At 71.5% G+C, this 19,673-nt stretch carries 17 protein-coding genes; 5 read left to right on the forward strand and 12 right to left on the reverse strand.

Features of this window, described 5'->3' with window-relative positions:
• Position 1: 1 nt before the first annotated feature.
• Positions 2 to 472, reverse strand: coding sequence for a GtrA family protein (locus H4696_RS32580; RefSeq protein ID WP_169735160.1), 471 nt, complete (start codon positions 470 to 472; stop codon positions 2 to 4).
• A gap of 125 nt (positions 473 to 597) precedes the next feature.
• Here H4696_RS32580 and H4696_RS32585 point away from each other — a divergent pair, with 125 nt between their 5' ends.
• Both H4696_RS32585 and H4696_RS32590 read left to right on the forward strand, forming a co-directional pair.
• The gene (locus H4696_RS32585; RefSeq protein ID WP_086864306.1) at positions 598 to 1,971 is read left to right on the forward strand and encodes a decaprenylphosphoryl-beta-D-ribose oxidase; all 1,374 of its coding nucleotides are present in this window, start codon (positions 598 to 600) and stop codon (positions 1,969 to 1,971) included.
• Positions 1,968 to 2,723 (forward strand): decaprenylphospho-beta-D-erythro-pentofuranosid-2-ulose 2-reductase, encoded by a 756-nt coding sequence (locus tag H4696_RS32590; protein WP_086864307.1) that lies wholly within the window; start codon positions 1,968 to 1,970, stop codon positions 2,721 to 2,723. Before H4696_RS32585 ends, H4696_RS32590 begins: the two co-directional genes overlap by 4 nt.
• Before the next feature lie 5 nt (positions 2,724 to 2,728).
• Here the strand turns inward: H4696_RS32590 and H4696_RS32595 are convergent, their stop codons facing one another.
• The 6 genes from H4696_RS32595 to glf all read right to left on the reverse strand — a co-directional run bounded on the left by H4696_RS32595 (position 2,729) and on the right by glf (position 8,299).
• A complete protein-coding gene (locus H4696_RS32595; protein ID WP_086864308.1) occupies positions 2,729 to 3,310 on the reverse strand; it encodes a hypothetical protein in 582 nt (193 codons plus the stop codon).
• 15 nt (positions 3,311 to 3,325) lie between these two features.
• Positions 3,326 to 4,843, reverse strand: coding sequence for a hypothetical protein (locus H4696_RS32600; RefSeq protein WP_086864309.1), 1,518 nt, complete (start codon positions 4,841 to 4,843; stop codon positions 3,326 to 3,328).
• 81 nt (positions 4,844 to 4,924) lie between these two features.
• A complete protein-coding gene (locus H4696_RS32605; RefSeq protein WP_192782658.1) occupies positions 4,925 to 5,488 on the reverse strand; it encodes a hypothetical protein in 564 nt (187 codons plus the stop codon).
• A gap of 111 nt (positions 5,489 to 5,599) precedes the next feature.
• Positions 5,600 to 6,568 (reverse strand): decaprenyl-phosphate phosphoribosyltransferase, encoded by a 969-nt coding sequence (locus H4696_RS32610; RefSeq protein WP_086861963.1) that lies wholly within the window; start codon positions 6,566 to 6,568, stop codon positions 5,600 to 5,602.
• The gene (locus H4696_RS32615; RefSeq protein WP_086861962.1) at positions 6,565 to 7,083 is read right to left on the reverse strand and encodes a phosphatase PAP2 family protein; all 519 of its coding nucleotides are present in this window, start codon (positions 7,081 to 7,083) and stop codon (positions 6,565 to 6,567) included. Before H4696_RS32615 ends, H4696_RS32610 begins: the two co-directional genes overlap by 4 nt.
• Positions 7,076 to 8,299, reverse strand: coding sequence for a UDP-galactopyranose mutase (glf, locus tag H4696_RS32620; RefSeq protein ID WP_086861961.1), 1,224 nt, complete (start codon positions 8,297 to 8,299; stop codon positions 7,076 to 7,078). The genes H4696_RS32615 and glf overlap by 8 nt, the downstream gene beginning before the upstream one ends.
• A 79-nt stretch (positions 8,300 to 8,378) precedes the next feature.
• On the opposite strand from glf, the gene H4696_RS32625 reads away from it, so the two are divergent.
• Complete coding sequence (locus tag H4696_RS32625; RefSeq protein WP_086861960.1) at positions 8,379 to 10,388, forward strand: DUF6541 family protein; 2,010 nt, start codon at positions 8,379 to 8,381, stop codon at positions 10,386 to 10,388.
• A gap of 138 nt (positions 10,389 to 10,526) precedes the next feature.
• Here H4696_RS32625 and H4696_RS32630 read toward each other — a convergent pair whose 3' ends face one another.
• Positions 10,527 to 11,408, reverse strand: coding sequence for an LLM class flavin-dependent oxidoreductase (locus tag H4696_RS32630; RefSeq protein WP_086861959.1), 882 nt, complete (start codon positions 11,406 to 11,408; stop codon positions 10,527 to 10,529).
• Positions 11,409 to 11,504: 96 nt separating this feature from the next.
• Here H4696_RS32630 and H4696_RS32635 point away from each other — a divergent pair, with 96 nt between their 5' ends.
• On the forward strand, positions 11,505 to 12,305 hold the full coding sequence (locus tag H4696_RS32635) for a Cof-type HAD-IIB family hydrolase (RefSeq protein ID WP_086861958.1): 801 nt from the start codon (positions 11,505 to 11,507) through the stop codon (positions 12,303 to 12,305).
• On the opposite strand, the gene H4696_RS32640 is transcribed toward H4696_RS32635, so the two are convergent.
• Genes H4696_RS32640 through H4696_RS32650 form a run of 3 tightly spaced genes read right to left on the reverse strand, consistent with a single transcriptional unit; the run spans position 12,302 to position 16,137 of the window.
• Positions 12,302 to 13,030, reverse strand: a complete 729-nt coding sequence (locus tag H4696_RS32640) for a lysophospholipid acyltransferase family protein (RefSeq protein WP_086861957.1) — start codon at positions 13,028 to 13,030, stop codon at positions 12,302 to 12,304. The genes H4696_RS32635 and H4696_RS32640 overlap by 4 nt on opposite strands.
• 9 nt (positions 13,031 to 13,039) lie before the next feature.
• On the reverse strand, positions 13,040 to 14,485 hold the full coding sequence (wsfD, locus tag H4696_RS32645; RefSeq protein WP_086861956.1) for a glycan biosynthesis hexose transferase WsfD: 1,446 nt from the start codon (positions 14,483 to 14,485) through the stop codon (positions 13,040 to 13,042).
• The gene (locus tag H4696_RS32650) at positions 14,482 to 16,137 is read right to left on the reverse strand and encodes a hypothetical protein (RefSeq protein ID WP_086861955.1); all 1,656 of its coding nucleotides are present in this window, start codon (positions 16,135 to 16,137) and stop codon (positions 14,482 to 14,484) included. Before H4696_RS32650 ends, wsfD begins: the two co-directional genes overlap by 4 nt.
• 269 nt (positions 16,138 to 16,406) lie before the next feature.
• Here H4696_RS32650 and H4696_RS32655 point away from each other — a divergent pair, with 269 nt between their 5' ends.
• Positions 16,407 to 18,293, forward strand: a complete 1,887-nt coding sequence (locus H4696_RS32655; RefSeq protein ID WP_143265174.1) for a DUF6541 family protein — start codon at positions 16,407 to 16,409, stop codon at positions 18,291 to 18,293.
• Positions 18,294 to 18,693: 400 nt separating this feature from the next.
• Here the strand turns inward: H4696_RS32655 and H4696_RS32660 are convergent, their stop codons facing one another.
• On the reverse strand, positions 18,694 to 19,662 hold the full coding sequence (locus H4696_RS32660; RefSeq protein ID WP_086861954.1) for a lysylphosphatidylglycerol synthase transmembrane domain-containing protein: 969 nt from the start codon (positions 19,660 to 19,662) through the stop codon (positions 18,694 to 18,696).
• Between the last annotated feature and the right edge of the window lie 11 nt (positions 19,663 to 19,673).

Below are 19,673 nucleotides of genomic sequence, written 5' to 3' on the forward strand. Positions count from 1 at the left end.
CTCAGTTCTCCTCGGTCGACGGCTCGCGGAAGACGACCCACTTGAGCATCACGAAATTGATCACCGTGGCCGTGGCCTGCGACACGGCCCAGCACAGTGTGTGCTGCCACGCCGATTCCGGCAGAACCTGCAGCATCAGCTGGTTCACCCCGACCGCGACGAAGAACGTCACGGTGTAGAGCAGGACGAACGAGCCGACCTGCGCCTTGCCGTCACGGCGCCCACCCGAGAAGGTGAACTTCCGGTTCAGGAAGAAGGCCGTGGTCGTGCCCACGATGAAAGAGATAGCGCGGGCGACGTCGACCCACGGTGAAGTGGCCATCCCGGCCACCTGGGTCAGCAGCGTGTACGTGCCCAGGTCGACCAGGGCGCAGAAGCCGCCGATCAGGGCGAAGCGAATGAGCTGCCCGAGCAGTCCGATGCTGGACGGCTGAGCAGCTGCGATGTCGGCTTGCGGATCGGTCGCCACCACTGCATTACCTCGTTGCCTGAGTCATGGTCACCCGCGCGGGCGCTTGTGCCTTGATGCGCAAAGTGTAGAAGCGAGCACTTCAGGGTCACGTTCCGGGCGTCGTTCGGCGTGGCTACCCTGGTCGGGTGACCCACGTACCCGAGACACAGCGACGCACGCTTTCCGGCTGGGGACGCACCGCTCCGACCGTCGCCGACGTCCTGACCACACCGGACGTCGAGACCATCGCGCGCGCCGTGCGCCAGGCCGGCGGGCGCGGCGTCATCGCTCGTGGCCTCGGCCGGTCCTACGGCGACCCGGCGCAGAACGCGGGCGGCCTGGTCGTCGACATGACCGCGCTCGACCGGATCCACTCGATCGACCCCGACTCGGGCCTGGTCGACCTGGACGCCGGCGTCAGCCTCGACAAGCTGATGCGCGAGGCGCTGCCGCACGGCCTGTGGGTCCCGGTGCTCCCGGGCACCCGGCAGGTGACGATCGGCGGCGCGATCGCCAACGACATCCACGGCAAGAACCACCACAGCGCGGGCAGCTTCGGCAACCACGTCGTGTCGATGGACCTGCTGACCGCGGACGGCCAGGTGCGCACGCTGACCCCGGAGGGCCCCGAGTCGGAGCTGTTCTGGGCGACCGTCGCCGGCATCGGCCTGACCGGGATCATCGTCCGGGCGACGGTCCGGATGAAGAAGACCGAGACCGCGTACTTCATCGTGGACGCCGACCGCACGTCGAACCTGGACGAGACGCTCGGCCTGTTCACCGACGGCTCGGACCTGACCTACGACTACTCGATGTCGGTGCCGGACCTGATCTCGTCGGACCACCGCCTCGGCCGGGCGACGTTCTCGCGCGGCTCGCTGGCGAAGCTCGACCAGCTGCCGCCGAAGCTGCGCGCCGAGCCGCTGAAGTTCGACGCGCCGCAGCTGGCGACCCTGCCGGACGTCTTCCCGAACGGCCTGGGCAACAAGCTCACGTTCGGGCTGATCAACGAGCTGTGGCAGAAGACCGTGCCCAAGAAGGGCGCGCGCGGCAAGATCCAGAACCTGACGCAGTTCTACCACCCGCTGGACATGCTGAGCGAGTGGAACCGCGCCTACGGCTCCAAGGGCTTCCTGCAGTACCAGTTCTCGGTGCCGTTCGGCGCGGAGGACCAGCTCAAGGCCATCTGCCGGCGGATCGCGACCTCGGGCCACTACTCGTTCCTCAACGTCTTCAAGCGCATGGGCGACGCCAACCCGGCGCCGATGTCGTGGCCGTCGCCGGGCTGGATGCTCAGCGTCGACTTCCCGATCAAGGACGGCCTGAGCCGGTTCTGCCTGGAGCTGGACGACGCCGTGCTCGCCGCGGGTGGCCGGCTGTACACCGCGAAGGACTCCCGGACGTCGGCGGAGACGTTCGCGAAGATGTACCCGCGGCTCGAAGAATGGCGCAAGATCCGCGCTTCCGTTGACCCCGAAGGCGTTTTCGCCTCTGACATGAGCCGGAGGCTCGAACTGTGATCGACGCGGTGGGCAACCCCCAATCCCTGCTCCTGCTCGGCGGCACGTCCGACATCGCGCTGGCGATCGCCGAGAAGTACCTGGCCGAGAAGCCGCTGCGGGTCGTGCTGGCCGCGCGCCCGTCGCCCCGCCTGGACGCGGCCGCGCAGCGCCTGAAGGACAAGGGCGCCGAGGTGTCCACTGTGGACTTCGACGCCAAGGACACGGCGTCGCACCCGGGCGTGCTGGACAAGGCGTTCGAGGGCGGCGACATCGACGTGGCAGTCGTGGCGTTCGGCCTGCTCGGCGACCCGGAAGAGGTCTGGCAGGACCACGCGAAGGCCGTCGAGCTGGCGACCGTGAACTACACGGCCGCGGTGTCGGTCGGCGTCGCGCTGTCGGAGAAGCTCAAGGCGCAGGGCCACGGCACGGTGATCGCGCTGTCGTCGGTGGCCGGCGAGCGCGTCCGGCGGTCCAACTTCGTCTACGGCTCCACGAAGGCCGGTTTCGACGGGTTCTACCTGGGCCTGGGCGAGGCGCTCGCGCCGTCCGGCGTGCAGGTGACGGTCGTCCGGCCGGGTCACGTCAAGACGAAGATGACCGAGGGCCTGAAGGACGCTCCCCTGGCGCAGACCGCCGAGCAGGTGGCGGAGACCGCCGTCACGGCCGCGCGAGCGGGCAAGGACCTCGTGTGGGCGCCGGCGCAGTTCCGCCTGGTGATGTCGGCACTGCGGCACGTGCCGCGGCCGATCTTCCGCAAGCTGCCGATCTGACGCGATCAGGCGGTTCCGTCGAAGGCCCGGACCGCGAAGGCCGGGTCTTCGACGAAGAGCTTCAGCACGCGGATCTTTTCCGTGCCGCCGAGCGGGCGGGTCGCGGCGACCGGCCGGTGCAGCCGGACGACGACGTTGGTCTCCATGTTCTGCGGCATGACCAGCTCCTCGGCACCCCAGACGAGGGTCCTCGCGCTCGCGTGGTTCTCCGTGCGCCGGGTGAAGCTCTCGACGTCCGCGCGCGGCAGCCGCAGGTCGAACTGCGCGAAGGCCCGCACGCGCAGCTCGTCCGCTGACACCACGTGCGGCCGGGTGGTCCCCGCCGCCAGCGTGCCGAGCAGCCACGCCGCGGTGTAGACCTCCGCCAGCAGCAGGAGCGCGTCCCCGACCGGACCGAAGTCGACGAGCAGGAACGCTCCGGTCTCGACGAGCGAGACGACGAGGAACACCACGATCATCGGCCGTTGCGGACCGGCGTACGGGAGCGCCACACCGCCGTCCGGGACATCTTTGCGCCCGCGCAGCAGCAACCAGATGCTCGAGAAGAGGACGGCCTCGTGCCGCACCGCCCGCCGGAATGCCCCCATCACCGGCCAGCCTAGCTAGCTCCCGGCGGCGTGGGCAGGCACCAGGTACAGGTTCTGGCTGCCCATCCACGGCGAGTCGATCCGCCAGCTCGCCAGTGCCGCCGGCGGGGGCGCGCGGCGGGTCGTCGCCAGGACCAGGTCCGGGCTGATCGGCGCGACGCTGTGGTCGAAGTTGTGGAAGTTGGCTTCCAGCAGCGCGCGGCCGATGTCGCCGCTGCGGCGCTTCGTCTCGGTGATCGCCGGGTCGACCGCGCCGCGGTCGGAGAACTCGTCGACCAGTTCGCAGTCGCACGCGTAGGCCAGCGCGCCGACCTCGCCCGCCGTCTCCACCTTGCGGCCGTGGGCGATCGCCGCCAGTTCCTGGCCGATCTCGCGGTACTCCGTCGTCGACGCGTGGTTGCTGGTGATCGGCGCGAACTGGCGCGGGAGGCCCGGCATCGCGTACACGGCGACGCTGGCGGCGACCACCGCGGCGGCGGCCGTCCACGTCCCGCGGCGCACCCGCTCGGGGACCGCCGAGGCGCCGGCGGCGAGGAAGACCGTCGCGCCGATGATGCTGGGCGCGTAGTACCAGTGGTACGGCGGCACGCCGAGGCGGCTGTAGGCGACGTAGTGCAGCGCACCCGCGACGGCCAGCGCGGCGAACGGCGTCAGGCGGCGGGCGGTTTCGGAACCGCGGCGGTACCGCTCGATCCAGACCACCCCGGCCGCGGCGGCGAGCACCAGCGGCAGGAACGACAGCGCGGCGGCGGTCGGGAAGTTGCGCCAATACAGCAGCGGGCCGTTCGTGAAGCTGAACGGTCCCCACGACTGCTGGCTGATCTTGATGACGAGCGTGTCCGGCACGGCCGAGCCGAGCACCAGCCAGCTGAAGCCGAACCACGGGAGCATCACGGCGAGCGCCGAGAACGCCGTCCGCCAGATGCCCACCCAGAACTCGCGGCGAGCCGCGAACAGCACCGCCGCGATCAGCAGGAGGTCGATCCGAACGAGCGCGAGCAGCCCGATCACGACCCCCAGCCGTCCCGCGTGGCGCTCGCCGGCGTGGACGAGCGTCCAGACGACGCCGGTGGCGCCGAGCGCGACCTCCAGCCCGATCGACGACAGCAGCAGCGGGTTGACCAGCAGCAGCGCGAACGTGAGCGGCGCGAACGCGGCCGGCAGCCCGCTGCGCTCGCCGAGCCGGCGCAGGCCCAGCACGAGCAGCACCTGCGCGACGACGAACACGATCCCGGCGGCGAGGACGGCGTCGCGGACGGCGAACGTGACCGCGCCGAGGGCCAGGACGTTCAGCGGGGACGTCGCGGTGTTCGCCGTCCCCTGCTCGATCAGGCCCCAGTGGGCGTGGAAGGCGAGGTTCTTCGCGTAGGACAGCGTGATGTAGGTGTCATCGATGAGATGGTGGCTGACCAGGGCGAACACGAGGGCGGAGGCCACCGCGGCACCCGCCGGGAGGACCCACGGACGGGTGACGGGCACGGCCGCCGGCAGCGCACCGGCGGCCTCGGGGAGTTCTGCGGAGGCGCTTCGCATCCCGGACACCGTACCCCGCCCGTGATGCTTCCGTGATCTGAGCGGGGGGCCGGTGGTGCAGACCACAGTCGCCCCGGTGGGTCAGCTGCCTTCGCCGCTGCCCTGGTTGTTGCCCTGGTTGTTGCCCTGGCCGCCGCGGAAGCCCGGGCCGCGGCCGTCGAAGCCCTGGGGGCCGCTGTACTGGCGGTGCATGCCGGGGCGGCCGTCGCGGGGGCCGTGGTGGCTCGCGGCGGCGATCCCGCCGACGATGCCGCCGCCGACCAGCAGGCCGAGGACCCCCACGGCGACGAGCTGGGTGGCGCGGTGGCCGACGAACCGCCGGAAGCCGCCGGACTGGCGTGGCGCGGCCGCGGGCGGGCCCCAGGCGCCGTAGGACTGGCCGGGGCCGGGCTGGGAGAGCTGAGGGGTGGGTGGCGCCTGCCCGCCACCGGCCGCCGGAGTGGCTGGCTGAGCGGGCGGTTGCTGGCCGAGGACCGCGGTCTGGTCGGCGGCCGGGGCGGCGGGCTCGCCCGGAGCAGCCGCCGCGGGCTGGGCGGGTGGTTGCTGAGCGGGCACCGCCGGGGTCTCGGCCGGGGTGGTCGGCTGCTCGACGGTGGGCTGGTCGGCTCCCTGCGGGGCCTTCTCCTCGCGCGGCTGGTCGTTCATAGTCGCTCCTGTGGTCACGGGGACGGGCGCAGTGCCCGCCCCCACCACCTCAGGGTGCGCCGTTCAGCTGTGTTTCACCTGAAACGAACCTGTCGATCCGCCATGAGAGGGTCACAGGTAGAACGACAGGAACAGCGTGACCACCCAGGTCGCGCCCAGCACCTGCAGGATGCGGTCCTTGAGCGCGATCTCCTCGGGCTCGCCCGCGATGCCGCCGTCGACGTCGACCGCGTAGCGCAGCACCGCCACCACGAACGGGACCATCGAGATGAGCGCCCACACCGAGTTGTGCTCGGTCTGGCGGATCTCGAACGCCCAGAGGCAGTACGACATGATCAGGATCGCCGCCGACGTCGCCCAGACGAACCGCAGGTAGCTGGCCGAATACTTCTTCAGCGACGAGCGGATCTTCGCGCCCGTCCGCTCGAACAGCATGATCTCCGCGTAGCGCTTGCCCGCCACCATGAACAGCGAGCCGAACGCCGTGACCAGCAGGAACCACTGGGACAGCGCGATGCCGCCCGCGACGCCACCGGCGATCGAGCGCATCAGGAAGCCCGAACCGACGATGGCCAGGTCGACCACCGGCTGGTGCTTGAGGCCGAAGCAGTAGCCGAGCTGGACGGCTTCGTAGACCGCCAGCACGACCGCCAGCTGCCAGCTGGCGATGAACGACACGCCGAGGCCGGCCAGGAAGAACACGACCGCGGCCCCGTACGCGACGGGGACCGGCACGATGCCGGCCGCGATCGGCCGGTTGCGCTTGGTCGGGTGCGCCTTGTCGGCCTCGACGTCGATGGCGTCGTTGATCAGGTAGACCGAGCTCGCCGTCAGGGAGAAGGCCACGAAGGCGATGATCGCGTCGATCAGGAGACCGGTGCGGTCGGTCGACTTCGAGAACGCGAAGAACGGGGCCGCGAAGACCAGGACGTTCTTCACCCACTGGCGCGGCCGCGCCGTCTTGATGACGCCGCCGACCAGGCCGAACCGGCCGCGTGACGCGGTGGGCTCCGTGGTCTCCGGAGCCTCGGAAGTCACGGCCGTTTCCTCACTGGGGCGCTGCTCGGTCGTTTCGCTCATGGATTCTTCTTCAGCTTCCGTCGTATCAGACCACCGACGAGCCCCCCGAGAGCTGCACCGGCCAAAACGTCTGTCGGATAGTGAACGCCGAGCACGAGCCTCGAGGCCAGCATCGGCGGTACCAGGGCGGGCACCAGGTTACGCCCGGTCAATCCGGAGTAGAGCACCGCCGCCGCCGTAGTGGACGTCGCGTGCGACGACGGGAAGCTCAGCTTGCTCGGCGTGCCGACCAGGACCTCGACGCTCGGGTGGTCCGGCCGGGGGCGCCTGACCACGCGTTTCACCGCGATGGACGCGGCGTGCGCGCCGACGACGCCCACCGAGGCGACCAGCCAGTCCTTGCGCCGCTTCTTGTCGACCGCGGCGCCGATCAGGCCGAGGGCGAACCACCCGGCGCTGTGCTCGCCGAAGTGGGAAAGGCCGCGCGCAGCCTTCACCGAAGCTTCACTCTTCAGAAAGCCCTGGGCCTTGGCCAGGACCGCCACCTCTCCGGTGGGCTGCCCCTTCTCAAGCATCGAGGGACCCGTCGAGCGGCGCGCCGTCGGTCAGGTGCGGGGCGATCTTGTTGTCGAACGCCGACAGCGCCGAGCCGATGGCCATGTGCATGTCGAGGTACTTGTACGTCCCCAGCCGGCCGCCGAACAGCACGTTCTTCTCGCGCGCCTCGACCTTGGCCAGCTCGCGGTAGGCCTCGAGCTTCTCGCGGTTCTCCGGCGTGTTGATCGGGTAGTACGGCTCGTCTTCCTCGGTCGCGAAGCGGGAGTACTCGCGGAAGATGACCGTCTTGTCCTTCGGGTAGTCCCGCTCCGGGTGGAAGTGGCGGAACTCGATGATCCGGGTGTACGGGACTTCCTGGTCGTTGTAGTTGACGACCGAGGTGCCCTGGAAGTCGCCGGTCTGGGCGACCTCGGACTCGAAGTCGACGGTGCGCCAGGTGAACCGGCCCGCCGAGTAGCCGAAGTAGCGGTCCAGCGGCCCGGTGTAGACGGTCGGGGTGCCCGCCGGGATGTGCTCGCGGACGTCGAAGTAGTCGACGTTCAGGCGGATCTCGATGTTCTCGTGCTCGGCCATCTTCTCGAGCCACGCGGTGTACCCGTTGACGGGCAGGCCCTCGTAGGTGTCGTTGAAGTACCGGTTGTCGAAGTTGTAGCGGACCGGCAGGCGCGTGATGATGTTCTCGCCCAGGTTCTTCGGGTCGTTCTCCCACTGCTTCGCGGTGTAACCGCGGATGAACGCCTCGTAGAGGGGACGGCCGACCAGCGAGATGGCCTTCTCCTCGAGGTTCTGGGCGGCGGAGGTCTCGAACTCGGACGACTGCTTGGCGATCAGCTCGCGGGCCTCGTCCGGGGTGTGCGACTTGCCGAAGAACTGGTTGATCAGGGCCAGGTTCATCGGGAACGAGTAGACCTGGTCCTTGACCCGCGCGAACACGCGGTGCTGGTAGTTCGTGAACTCGGTGAAGCGGTTCACGTACTCCCAGACGCGCTTGTTCGAGGTGTGGAACAGGTGCGCGCCGTACTTGTGCACCTCGATCCCGGTCTCCGGCTCGGCCTCGGAGTAGGCGTTGCCGCCGATGTGGCTGCGCCGCTCGAGGATGAGGACCTTCTTGCCCAGCTCGGCCGCGGCCCGTTCGGCGACGGTCAGGCCGAAGAAACCGGACCCGACGACGACGAGGTCGTAACCTGCGAAATCGTCTTCAGTAATCTGTGCGGGGTTCGTGTGCGCGCTCACGGGCGTCGAGGGTACGGGGGTCGCTGACCCGGCTCGCACCCGACTATCACATTTCGGCCTACGACACACCTGGAAAGCAGTGCCTGCACCCGAGGACTTCTGGAGCTACTTCACCGCCGTGGCCACGTATCTGGCCGTGCTGGCGGTGCCCGGCGGGGTCGTCGGGTGGGCCGCCGGCCTGCGCGGCTGGGCCCTGGCCGGGCTCGCGCCGCTGCTCAGCTACGCCATCACCGGCCTGGCCGGTCCGTGGCTCGCCATCGCGCACGTCCCGTACGGCCCGGCGAGCGTCGCCGCGTGCACCCTCCTGCTCGCCGCCGTGCTCTACGGCCTGCGCCGGCTGTTCGCCGCGCGCGGCTGGTCGACGCCGGGCGCCGAGGAGCCCGCGGTCCCGTGGACGCGCCGGGCGCACCTGGCCGTCGGCGCCTGCGTCGCGGTCGCCACCGCCGTCTCGATCGCCGTCGTGGTCTCCGGCCGGGGCGGGACGACCGCGGTGTTCCAGCGCTGGGACACCGTGTTCCACGCGAACGGCATCCGCTACATCGCCGAGACCGGCGACGGCTCGCTGACCGGCATGGGCACCATCAACTGGTACCCCGACGGCTCCTTCTACCCGAACGCGTACCACCTGGTCGGCGCGCTGGTCTACCAGCTGTCCGGGACGTCGATCCCGGTGACGCTCAACGCCGTGACGATGCCGATCGCCGGGCTGTTCGCGATCGCCATGGTCGCGCTGGTGCGCCAGCTCGGCGGCCGCGCGGTGTTCGCCGGCAGCGCCGCGCTGGTCGCGGGCGGCGCGACGACCGGGGCGTACGAGTCGGTGTCGAGCGGGCTGCTGCCGTTCGCGCTCGGCATCGTGCTGACGCCGCTGGCGGTGGTCGCGCTGCAGCGGTTCGTGGTGCGGCCGGGCATCGACACCGGCGCCGTGCTGGCGCTGAGCGCGACCGGGCTGCTCGCCGCGCACTCCAGCGCGCTGTTCGGGGCCCTCCTGTTCGCGTTCCCGCTGGTCGTGCAGCGCTGGTACCGGGCGCTGCGCGGCAAGCGCGTCGACGGCGTCCCCGAGGGCCGCGCGGCGTGGCGGGTCGTCGGCGGCGACGTGCTGCGGATGCTGCCGGTGATGGTCACGGCGGGCGTGCTGGCCGCGCCGATGATCCTCGGCGCGATCACCTTCACGTCCGGCTCGTACCCGTACCACGCCTGGGGCTCGCACATGCCGGTGTGGAAGGCGCTGGCCATGCTGGCGACGTTCAAGCAGGTGCTGCCGGTCCCGCAGATCTGGCTGACGGTGTTCCTCGCGATCGGCGTCTTCACGCTCGGCGCGCTGCGGCGGCTGCGCTGGCTGGTGCTCTCGGCGCTCGGGCTGTCCGCGCTGTTCGTGGTCGTCGCCTGCTTCGGCGGCGAAGACTGGGTGATCAGCCTGTCCCGGCCCTGGTGGAACGACCGCTTCCGGCTGATGGCGCTGGCCGCGATCCCGCTGTGCCTGCTCGCCGCGCACGGCATGAGCGAGGCCCAGCGGTGGCTGGCGAAGGCCGCCGGGAGCCGCGCGTGGGTGCGGGCGCGGCCGTGGCTGACCGGCCGGGTCGGGCTGGCGTCGGCGGTCCTGCTGGTCGTCGCGATGGGCGTGCTGACCGGCGGGTTCTACCGCGCGGCCAACGCCAAGACGGTGTCGCTGCTCTACTACAACGGCCTGCCCGGCGAGGTGGTCCCGCCGGTGAGCGCGGACGAGATCGAGGCGATGGACCGGCTGGGCACGCTCGGGATCCCGGCCGACCAGAAGGTGCTCAACGACCGGCTGGACGGCACGGCCTGGATGTACGCGCTGACCGGCGTGCACCCGGTGGCCGGCCACTACGACGCCGGCGTCGCGCCCAAGGACGCGGTCTACCTGGCCCAGCACTTCGCGGACTTCGACAGCGACCCGGAAGTGCGCGCGGCGGTGCGGCGGCTGAACATCCACTACGTGCTGGTGGGCAGCGGCACCATCCGCCGGGACACCCCGATCGCGCGGGGGCTGCAGCACCTGGACGGGCACGACTTCGTGAAGGCCGTGTACCGCAACCCGGGCGCCGTGATCTACCGGATCGTGAAGTAGTGCGCCCTCGTGGCCGCGGCGCCCCAGCCGCGGCCACGAGGGCCCCCGACCCCCCGGGGTGATCTCGGTCGTCTGTGAGGAAGGACGCCCGAGGAGCGGCAATCGGTTTCCCGCTCACCCCGATGTCACCCGGACGGCCTAGTGCAGCTCCGGCAGGACGTCGCTCGCCACCTGCTCCAGCACAGCCTCGCGGCCCTCGTACGGCGTCGACGAGCGCGGCCAGTGCGAGATCACGTCGGTGAAGCCCAGCTCGCCCGCCCGGCCCACGGCGTCGCGGAACGCCTCCACGCTGCTCAGCGAGAACACCGGGGACGAGTCCAGGTTGACGTACCGCTGGACGCTCGCCCGGTCGCGGCCCACTGCGTCCAGCCGCTGGTCGAAGACCTCGGTGAGCTGCTTGACGCCGGCCCACCACTCGTCGGCCGTCGCGCCGCCCTTGCCCGTCGTCACCCAGCCGGCGCCGAAGCGGGCGGCGAGCGTCATCGTGCGGGGGCCGTTGGCCGCGACGACGAACGGCAACCTGGGACGCTGCACCGGGCCGGGCAGGTTGCGGGCCTCGCGGGCCCGGTAGTACTCGCCGTCGAAGTCGAACTTGTCGGTCATCAGCAGCCCGTCGAGCGCCTCGACGAACTCGGTGAAACGGTCCACGCGCTGCTTCGCCGTCAGCTCGGGGGCGTCGAGGACCGCGCCGTCGTAGTGCAGGTGGTCGACGCCCGCGCCGACGCCGAGGACGAACCGGCCGTCGGAGACGTCGTCGAGGGTGATCAGTTCACGCGTGAACGGCACGGGGTGCCGGGCGACCGGCGACGCCACGAAGGTGCCCAGCCGGATGCGGGACGTCACCATCGCCGCCGCGGTGAGGGTCGGGACCGCGGAGAACCACGGGCCGTCGACCAGGTTGCGCCAGCCCAGGTGGTCGTACGTCCACGCGTGGTCGAAGCCGTACTCCTCGGCGGCGCGCCACTTCGGCTCGGCGGCCCACCAACGATCTTCCGGAAGAATGACGATGCCTACTCGCACAGGTCCGGACGCTAGCGGTAACCACCGACAGTCGCACGGACGGGGACGTGGCCACCCGAACGTGTCAGGGACAATGGCAGGGTGGAGAGACCCCAGTTGATCGCGTCCGATGTCGACGGCACCCTGCTCGGCCCCTCCGAAACCCTCACCGCCCGCACCATCGCGACCGTCCGGCGGGCGATCGACGCGGGGGTGCCGTTCGTGCTGGCCAGCGGCCGGCCGCCGCGGTGGATCGCCCCGGTCGCGAAGCCGCTCGAGCTGACCGGCTACGCCGTGTGCGCGAACGGCGCCGTGCTCTACGACTGCGGCCGCGAGGAGATCCTCGAGGTGCACGGCCTGCTCGCGCCCACGCTGCTGCACGACATCGCGCACGCCCTCGACAAGGCGCTGCCCGGCTGCCGGCTGGCCGCCGAGCGCGTCAGCACCGGCGCGGTCGACCACGACATGCGCAACTTCGTGATCGAGCCGGACTACCACAACCCCTGGGGCGACGGCGAAGGCCGGACCGCGCCGCGGGGCGAGGTGCTCGGGCACCCGGCGATCAAGCTGCTGGTCAGCCACCGCGGGATGTCGTCCGAGGAGATGGCCGACGGGGTCAACGCGCTGTTCGACCGCGAGGTGGACGTCACGTACTCGTCGTCGGGCGGCCTGGTGGAGCTGTCGGCGCACGGCATCACGAAGGCGACCGGCCTGGCCGACCTCGCGCGGCGCCTGGACGTCGACCCCGAGCGGGTGATCGCGTTCGGCGACATGCCCAACGACGTCGAGATGCTGCGCTGGGCCGGCCACGGCGTCGCGATGGAGAACGGGCACCCGCAGGTGCTCGCGGTGGCCGACGAAGTCACCGGCCCGGCCGGCGAGGACGGGGTCGCGCAGGTCCTTGAGCGCTGGTTCTAGCGGCGGTCGAGCTCGGCCGCTTCGGCCGGGGTCGGCGCCGTCCCGCCCAGGTGGGCGGGCAGCCACCAGCGTTCCTCGTCGGAGGCGGGCTGGTCCGGGTACTCGGCCTGGGCGCGGTCGAGCAGCGCGCTCATCCGGGTGCGCAGCTCCTTCGTCACGACGTCCCAGTCGTCGCCCTTCGCCGGGTGCATCGGCTCGCCGATGAGGATCGAGATCGGCACGTGCCGCCGGGTCAGGTCCTTGGGCCGGCCCTTCGTCCAGAGCCGCTGGGTGCCCCACAGCGCCATCGGCACGACCGGGACATCGGCCGCCGCGGCCATCCGGACGGCGCCCGACTTGATCCCCTTGACGGTGAACGACTGGCTGATCGTCGCTTCCGGGAACACGCCGACGACCTCACCGGCCTGCAGCTTTTCGAGCGCCTCGCGGTAGGAGGCCAGCCCGGCGGAGCGGTCGACGGAGATGTGGTGCATCCCGCGCATCAACGGTCCGGCGATCTTGTTGTCGAAGATCTCCTTCTTCGCCATGAACCGCGTCAGCCGCTTGGCCGGGCGCGCGCCGAGGCCGCAGAAGATGAAGTCCAGGTAGCTGACGTGGTTGCACGCGATGACCGCGCCGCCGCGGCGCGGGATGTGCTCCGCGCCGTCGACCCGGATGCGGTTGTCGAGCACGCGGAACATCGTCCGGGCCGCGGCGATCACGGGCGGGTACACGAAGTCGGCCATCGCGCCAGGTTACGCGACCGTAGGTTTCGGGCGGCCGTTCAGCGGTGAAGGACACACGGCCAGCACCACGGCCAGCAGGAGCGTGAACAGCGCGACCGACTGGTGCTTGATGCCCTCGATGCCGTCGCCCAGCGCCGCGGTGCCGAACTGTGTCAGCGAGACGGCGAGCAGGAACGCCAGCACCACGCCCACTGCGGTGCGCCGCCGAAACCAGGCTCTGACCAGCACGAACAGCCAGATCGGCACCAGCGCGAACAGGCCGAGCGGGGCGAGCACGCCGGTCAGCCACGACACGACCGGCACCCGGTGCTCCTGCGCGTGCGGCGCGAAGCCGGCCTCCTGGTCGAAGCTGCCGAGGTAGTCCGGCCGTGCGGTGAGCTGGTCGGTCGCGGCCCGGTTCAGGACTTCGAGAGTCCGGCCGGGGTGCGTCGCGAAGTAGCCGACGACGTGCGGGCGGCTCATCAGCTCGCGGTAGCGCGGGTAGAGCGGGTCGATCCGGGCCGGGTGCGGGTGCCACCAGCCGTTGCCCGCGTACTGCGCGAACGACGGCGGCAGGCCGAGCGCGGCGAGGTCGGCCTGGGTGTCGTGCCTGCCGTCGACGATGTTCAGGAAGATCGAGTTGAACATGTTGATCTCGCGCGAGTCGTCCCCGGGGAACTCGGCGTACGTGCCGTCGGGGGCGAGCGCGGGTTCGACGCTCCGCTGCGCCGCCAGCGTGACCAGCCCGACGGCACCGATGACCAGCACCGCGGCCGCCCACCGCTTGACCCCGCGCAGCGTGCCCGGCCGGACCAGCAGCACCGCGAGCGCGAGGATCGGCAGGATGATCAGCGTCTGGACCTTGGCGTTGACCGCCAGGACGCCGCCGGCGAACGTCACCGCCATGCCCGCGTAGCTCCAGGCGCCCTCGCGCGCGGTCAGCAGCAGGCCGCCGACGGCGAGCAGCAGGCCGAGGAAGGCCGCGCCTTCGCCCAGGATCGCGGCGAAGTACCCGAAGAACGCCGAATCGGCGACGACCAGCAGCAGCCCGGCCGCCACCGCGAGCCGGACGCGCCGCGCGTACGGCAGGCCGAGCACGATCGCCGTGACGGCGGCCGCGGCGATGACGCTGCTCAGCAGGCCCAGCACGACCAGGCTCAGCGTGCCGGGGTGGCCGGCCGGCCCGCCGAGCCGGACGGCCAGGTCCGCGAGCCAGCTCTGCGTCAGCAGGTACGTCGGCCGGCACGGCGGCGTCCCCGGCGCGGGCGTGTAGGCGAGGTGGACGAACGCCTCGGGCAGGCCCTTCCAGGTGATCCCGGCGCCGCACAGCACGCGGCCGCCGTCGCCGTTGTTGGACATCGCGATCGGGCGCGGCACCAGGAACCGCACCACGAACAGGGCGAGCGACGCGCCGAACACCCCGATCCCGAGCCGCGTCTCGGCGGGCAGCCGCCGTGCCGGGGCCTCGAGCTTCACGTAGGACAGGGTACGTAGCGGAAGTCCGGCCCCTTGTCGAGGTCGGCGACCACGGCCTTCGCCTGTTCCGCGCGCGGGTACACCGCGACCCAGTACGGCGTGCCGACGCGGCGGAAGGTCGCGACCTCGTACTGGCCCGCGTAGACCGGGTCGATGGCGCAGTGCTGGCGGTCGGCGTAGCCGCCGTCGCCCGGCACGGCGACGGTCGGGCGCCGGCCGTTGACGACGTAGTCGTAGTCGGTCGAGACGCCGCCTTCGTGCCGCCCTTCGCGGGCGATGTGGTCGTCGGTGCGGCCGAGGACGTCGACGATGAGCAGCTGACCGCCGCGGGCGGCGAGCGCGCCGGGCGCGCTGCCGCTGACCACGGACCCGGGCGGCAGGTACTCGCCGAGCCAGCCGCCGATCTCGGCGAGCTGGGTGCCGTTCGCGCGCCAGTCGCGCACCCGGTCGAGCATCTCGGGGCTGAACACCGAGACGAGCACCGCGATCCCGGCCAGCCCGCAGGCGGTCACCGGCACCAGCCGCGTCGCGGTGGGCCACGACCGCGGCGACGGCGCCGGCCGGCCTTCGACGTCCGCGGTGAGCACGCCCCACACCGCGACGGAAGCGACGGCGAGCAGCGGCGGCACCGGGGCCAGCAGCCGCCACGCCGGGCCGGGGTCGCCGCCGATCAGCACCGCGGCGGCCGCGAGCCCGAGCGCCATCGCGAACAGCAGCCAGACCAGCGCCCGTGCCTCGCCCGCGCCACGGCGCAGCAGGAGCGCGACCGCGGCGACCAGCCCGAGCAGCAGGAAGCCCTGGTGCGCGAGCGCGAACCCGGACAGGTACGGCCAGCCGGTGGCGACCTGCGAGCCGAACGGGGCACCGAGCTTCGCGGCCAGCGGCGTGGGCAGGTAGTGCTGGTAGAACGTCATCCGCCAGGCCAGCCGCGGGATCAGGAACACCAGCGCGCCCAGCAGGTAGCCGGCCGGCGCCCACCAGCTGTGCTGCTTCTTCGCGGCGGCGCCGGTCAGCCACAGCCCGCCCAGCGCGGCCACGACGAGCCCTTCCGGGCTGGTCATGACGGCGAAGGCGACCAGCACCCCGGCGACGACCGGGCGGCGCGCCGCGAGCGAGTAGCCGACGGCGAGGACGAGCAGCACGAACAGCGGGACCTCGGAGCCGGACGGCCCGTAGACGGCCAGGCCGCCGGCGCTCGCCGTGAGCACCGCGGCGGCGACGCCGATCGCGGCACGCGGCTCGGCACCCTCGGGCGTGGCCGCGGCGACGATCCGGTTGACCAGGAAGTAGGCCAGCAGCACGCAGCCGAGCGTGGCGGCAACCCCGAACACGACGGCGGTGGTGTCGACCTCGGCGCCGAACGCGGCGCGCGGCAGGGCGATCAGCACCAGCCACAAGAAGTTCGTGTAGCCCTCGACGCGCTCTCCCGGGTTGAAGACGGGCCCGTTGCCGTCGGCGATGTTCTGCGCGTACCGGAAGGACACCAGGGCGTCCTCGGTGACGGTCGCGAACAGCAGCTGGTGGAGCAGCGAGAGGCCGAGGGTCAGCGTGAGGACCGTGCCGCGCCAGCCGCGTTCGGCGTCGAGGCGGGTCCAGGACAGGACGACGATCGCGGCGAGGACGAGCCACGCCACCACGACCGCGTAGACCACCCGTCCCCCTCACGTCGTCCCCCATCCGCCCGGCCGGGCGGCACCGCCAGGTTATCGGGCCCCGACGGTGGTGCGTTTCCTTCGGTTTACCCCGGGCGATCGAAAAAACCGAAGATCGCCTACTCCGCGTTAGTCAATCAAGGAAATTCACTCGTTAATATAACCCGATCGGGTGGCAAACTCGACGGTCGAAGTGACGTCACTGAATTGCCGCATCGGACTCCTCACCCCGCGACGCGAGGCCGATCTTCGTCGGCTTACTCTCCACCGTGCTTTCCGTCTGTACCGCCATTGTCGTCATCGCCGTCCCGGGACTGCTGCTCGGTCTCGCGGCCGGTTTGCGCGGCTGGGCCTTGGCCGGGCTGGCGCCGTTGTCGAGCTACGCGATCGGCGGGCTGACCGGACCGTGGACCGCGGCGCTGGGATTGCCCTTCAACGCGGTGACTTACGCCGTTTCCACGGTCGTTTTCGTCGCGGTCGCGTTCGGTGCCCGGAAACTGGCGGTGCGCCGCCGGCCGCCGGAGCCGGAGCCCGGCTTGTGGGCGCGGCGCGGGCACCTCGCGGTGGGGGCGTGCCTGCTCGTCGCGGCCGCCGCCGGCCTGTCCGCGGCCCTGCTCGGAATGGGCCGCCTCGGTGCGCTGCCGCAGGGCTTCGACGCGGTCTACCACGGCAACGCGGTCCGCTACATCGCCGACACCGGCGACGGCGGCCTGTTCGGCACCGGCCAGGTGAACTGGTACGGGGACGCGGCGCCGGTGTTCTACCCGAACGGGTACCACCTGCTGGCCTCGGTGACCTACCGGCTGAGCGGGGCGTCGATCCCGGAGACGCTGGACGCGAACACCGTGCTGCTGCCGGGCTTGCTCGCGTTGTCGCTGGTGACGCTGGTGCGCGAGTTCCGCGGCCGCGCGGTGCTGGCCGGCGCGGTGGCGCTGACGGCGGTGGCGCCGGTGATGGGCGTCTACGAGTCGATGGACCGCGGCCCGCTGCTGCCGTTCGCGCTGGGGGTGGCGCTGACGCCGCTGGGCGCGGTGGCCCTGCACCGGTACCTCGAGCGGGCGGCGCCGGACACCGGCCTGGTGCTGGTGCTGGCCGGTGTGGGCCTGCTGTGCGTCCACTCGTCGACGTTGTTCGGCGGCATCCTGTTCGCCGGGCCGCTGCTGGTGCAGCGCTGGCTCACGGGGTGGCGCCGGATCGGCCGCGACCTGCTCGCGCTGCTGCCGATCGCGGTGGCGTCGCTGGTGGTGGCGTGGCTGCAGCTGTCCGGCGCGCTGGGCCTGGCCACCGGCGCGGTGCCGTACTACGGCTGGCCTAGCGAGTACCGCGCGTCGACGGCGCTGGGGGCGCTGCTGGGGTTCCAGCACTTCGAGCCGCACCCGCAGGTATGGCTCTCGGTGGCGTTGTTCCTGGGCATCGTGTTCTTCGCGCGGGCGGGCGCGCTGCGCTGGATCGGCCTGACGGCGGCCGTGACGGGCCTGGCGTACATCGCGGTGGCGTCGTCGAACGCGCCGATCGTGATGGCGCTGTCCCGCCCGTGGTGGGACGACCCGTACCGCTTCTTCTCGATGGCGGCGATCCCGCTGTCCGTCCTGGCCGCGCACGGCCTGGCGTCGGCACAGGCCTGGCTGCGCGACCGCCTGCCCGCCCGGATCCCGGCGGTGGCCACCGCGGTGGTGGTGCTGCTGGGGTTCGTGGTGCTGTCGAACGGCCTGTACGTCCGCTCCAACGGCGCCCGCGTGTACACCGGCTACCAGGCGGCGGACCCGGCGAAGCTGCGCACGACGCCCGGCGAGATCGCCGCGATGGAGGAACTCGGCCGGCTCGCGCGCCCGGGCGAATGGGCGATGAACGACCGTTTCGACGGAACGGCGTGGACCTATGCTTTGTCGGGTATTCGCACGGTCGCCGGGCATTTCGACGAAACTTTGCCGCCGAAGGACGCGCTCTTGCTGGCGGAGCGGTTTCACGATTACGAGAGCGACCCCGCGGTGCGTGCCGCGGTGCGGCGGTTGAACGTGCATTGGGTGATTTTGGGCAAGCCGTCGACGGAGCCAGGAAAGCCTTATCAGCCGGGGTTGATCGGATTGGCGGGTGCGCCGTTCTTGAAGGAGGCTTTCCGCAACTCGGACGCGGTGATCTACCGGCTGGTGGCCTGACCCCGAGTTGTCCACATGTGCGTAAGCCCTGTGGACAACCTGTGGGTGACCCTGTGGACGGCGTCGGCGGAGTCGGATCGGCGCGCCGGTCGCGGGCCTGGCAGGGTCCGGTCACGCCCCTTCATGCCGGTGTCCCGGTGAGGTCGGGCGGCACCGGCGGCTTCTGCGGTGTCGCGAATGACTCATTCGCGACCTTGGTGTAGCCCTGACCTGGGACCCCGAACGCCACCGGGAGCCAGGCGGAGCTGGGTGAGGACTGGGCGGCGCCAGGGCTCGCAAGGTGGGCGAGGATGGAGCGGGCCGGCCACGCGCGCGGGCTGAGGGCCGAGCAGGTGCAGCGAGATAGCCGGACAGAGCCTCGTCGCCAAGCCGGACGGGTCTCGGCGGTGGGCAACTCCGGTCAGGCGGCGGTGGTCACCGGGCTGGTCGAGCGGGCCGCCACCGCGGCGATGCCCGCCGTCAGGAGGTCGGCCACCGTGAACATCACGCGGGAGGCCACCGCGAAGGCCGTGGCCTGGCCGACCGTCAGGCCGCTCGCCGTCAGGACCGCGACCTGGGCCACCTCGCGGACGCCGACGCCGCTGGGGAGGATGAACGCGAACGTGCCGACCGTCATCGCCACCGCCATCGCGCCCACGCAGAGCACGAAGCCGCTGAAGCCCGGGGTGCCGACCGAGTTGGCCAGCAGCCAGAGGTGGATGCCCTGCAGGCACCAGGCCGCCGTCGAGGCGCCGAAGACCTTGCCGACCACCTTCCAGCCCAGCGGGTGGGCCAGCGGCGGGCGGCGGAGGATGCGCAGCACCAGCGACGTTCCCCAGGTCAGGACCTTCGGGTGCAGCATGGCCAGGCCGACCGGGATGAGCACGAACAGCCACAGCGCGCGCGGGCTGTTGCTGAACACCCCCGGGGCCGCCAGGAGCGACACCACCAGCGCCGAGACCACGCCGACGCCCAGCTGGATCAGGGAGCCGGTGAAGATCCGGGCCCGGGCCAGGCCCGCCTTGCGGCCCAGCTCCATCTGCAGGAGGTACGCCCACACCGAGCCCGGCACGTACTTGCCGAGCGAGCCGACCAGGCAGATCTGGGCGCCGCGGGCGTAGCCGATCGGCTTGCCGAGGTCGTCGACCATCACCTGCCAGCCCCAGGTCGACACCATGATCGCCGCGACCAGGGCGAGCAGGCTCAGCAGCGACGACTGCCAGGCGACGTCGCGCAGGGTGTGCCAGAACTCGCCCCAGTTCGAGGCGAGCTGCTTGGCCGCGAAGCCGATGACCAGCAGGATCGCGACCCATCTGACGACGTCGAGGACTTTCGCCTTGGTGGACTTCGGCGGCTTGCCGGCAGCCGGCAAGTCCTCAACTGTCGTCATCGACGGGTCTC

It is taken from the genome of Amycolatopsis lexingtonensis, assembly GCF_014873755.1.
GTDB classification, from domain to species: Bacteria; Actinomycetota; Actinomycetes; order Mycobacteriales; family Pseudonocardiaceae; genus Amycolatopsis; species Amycolatopsis lexingtonensis.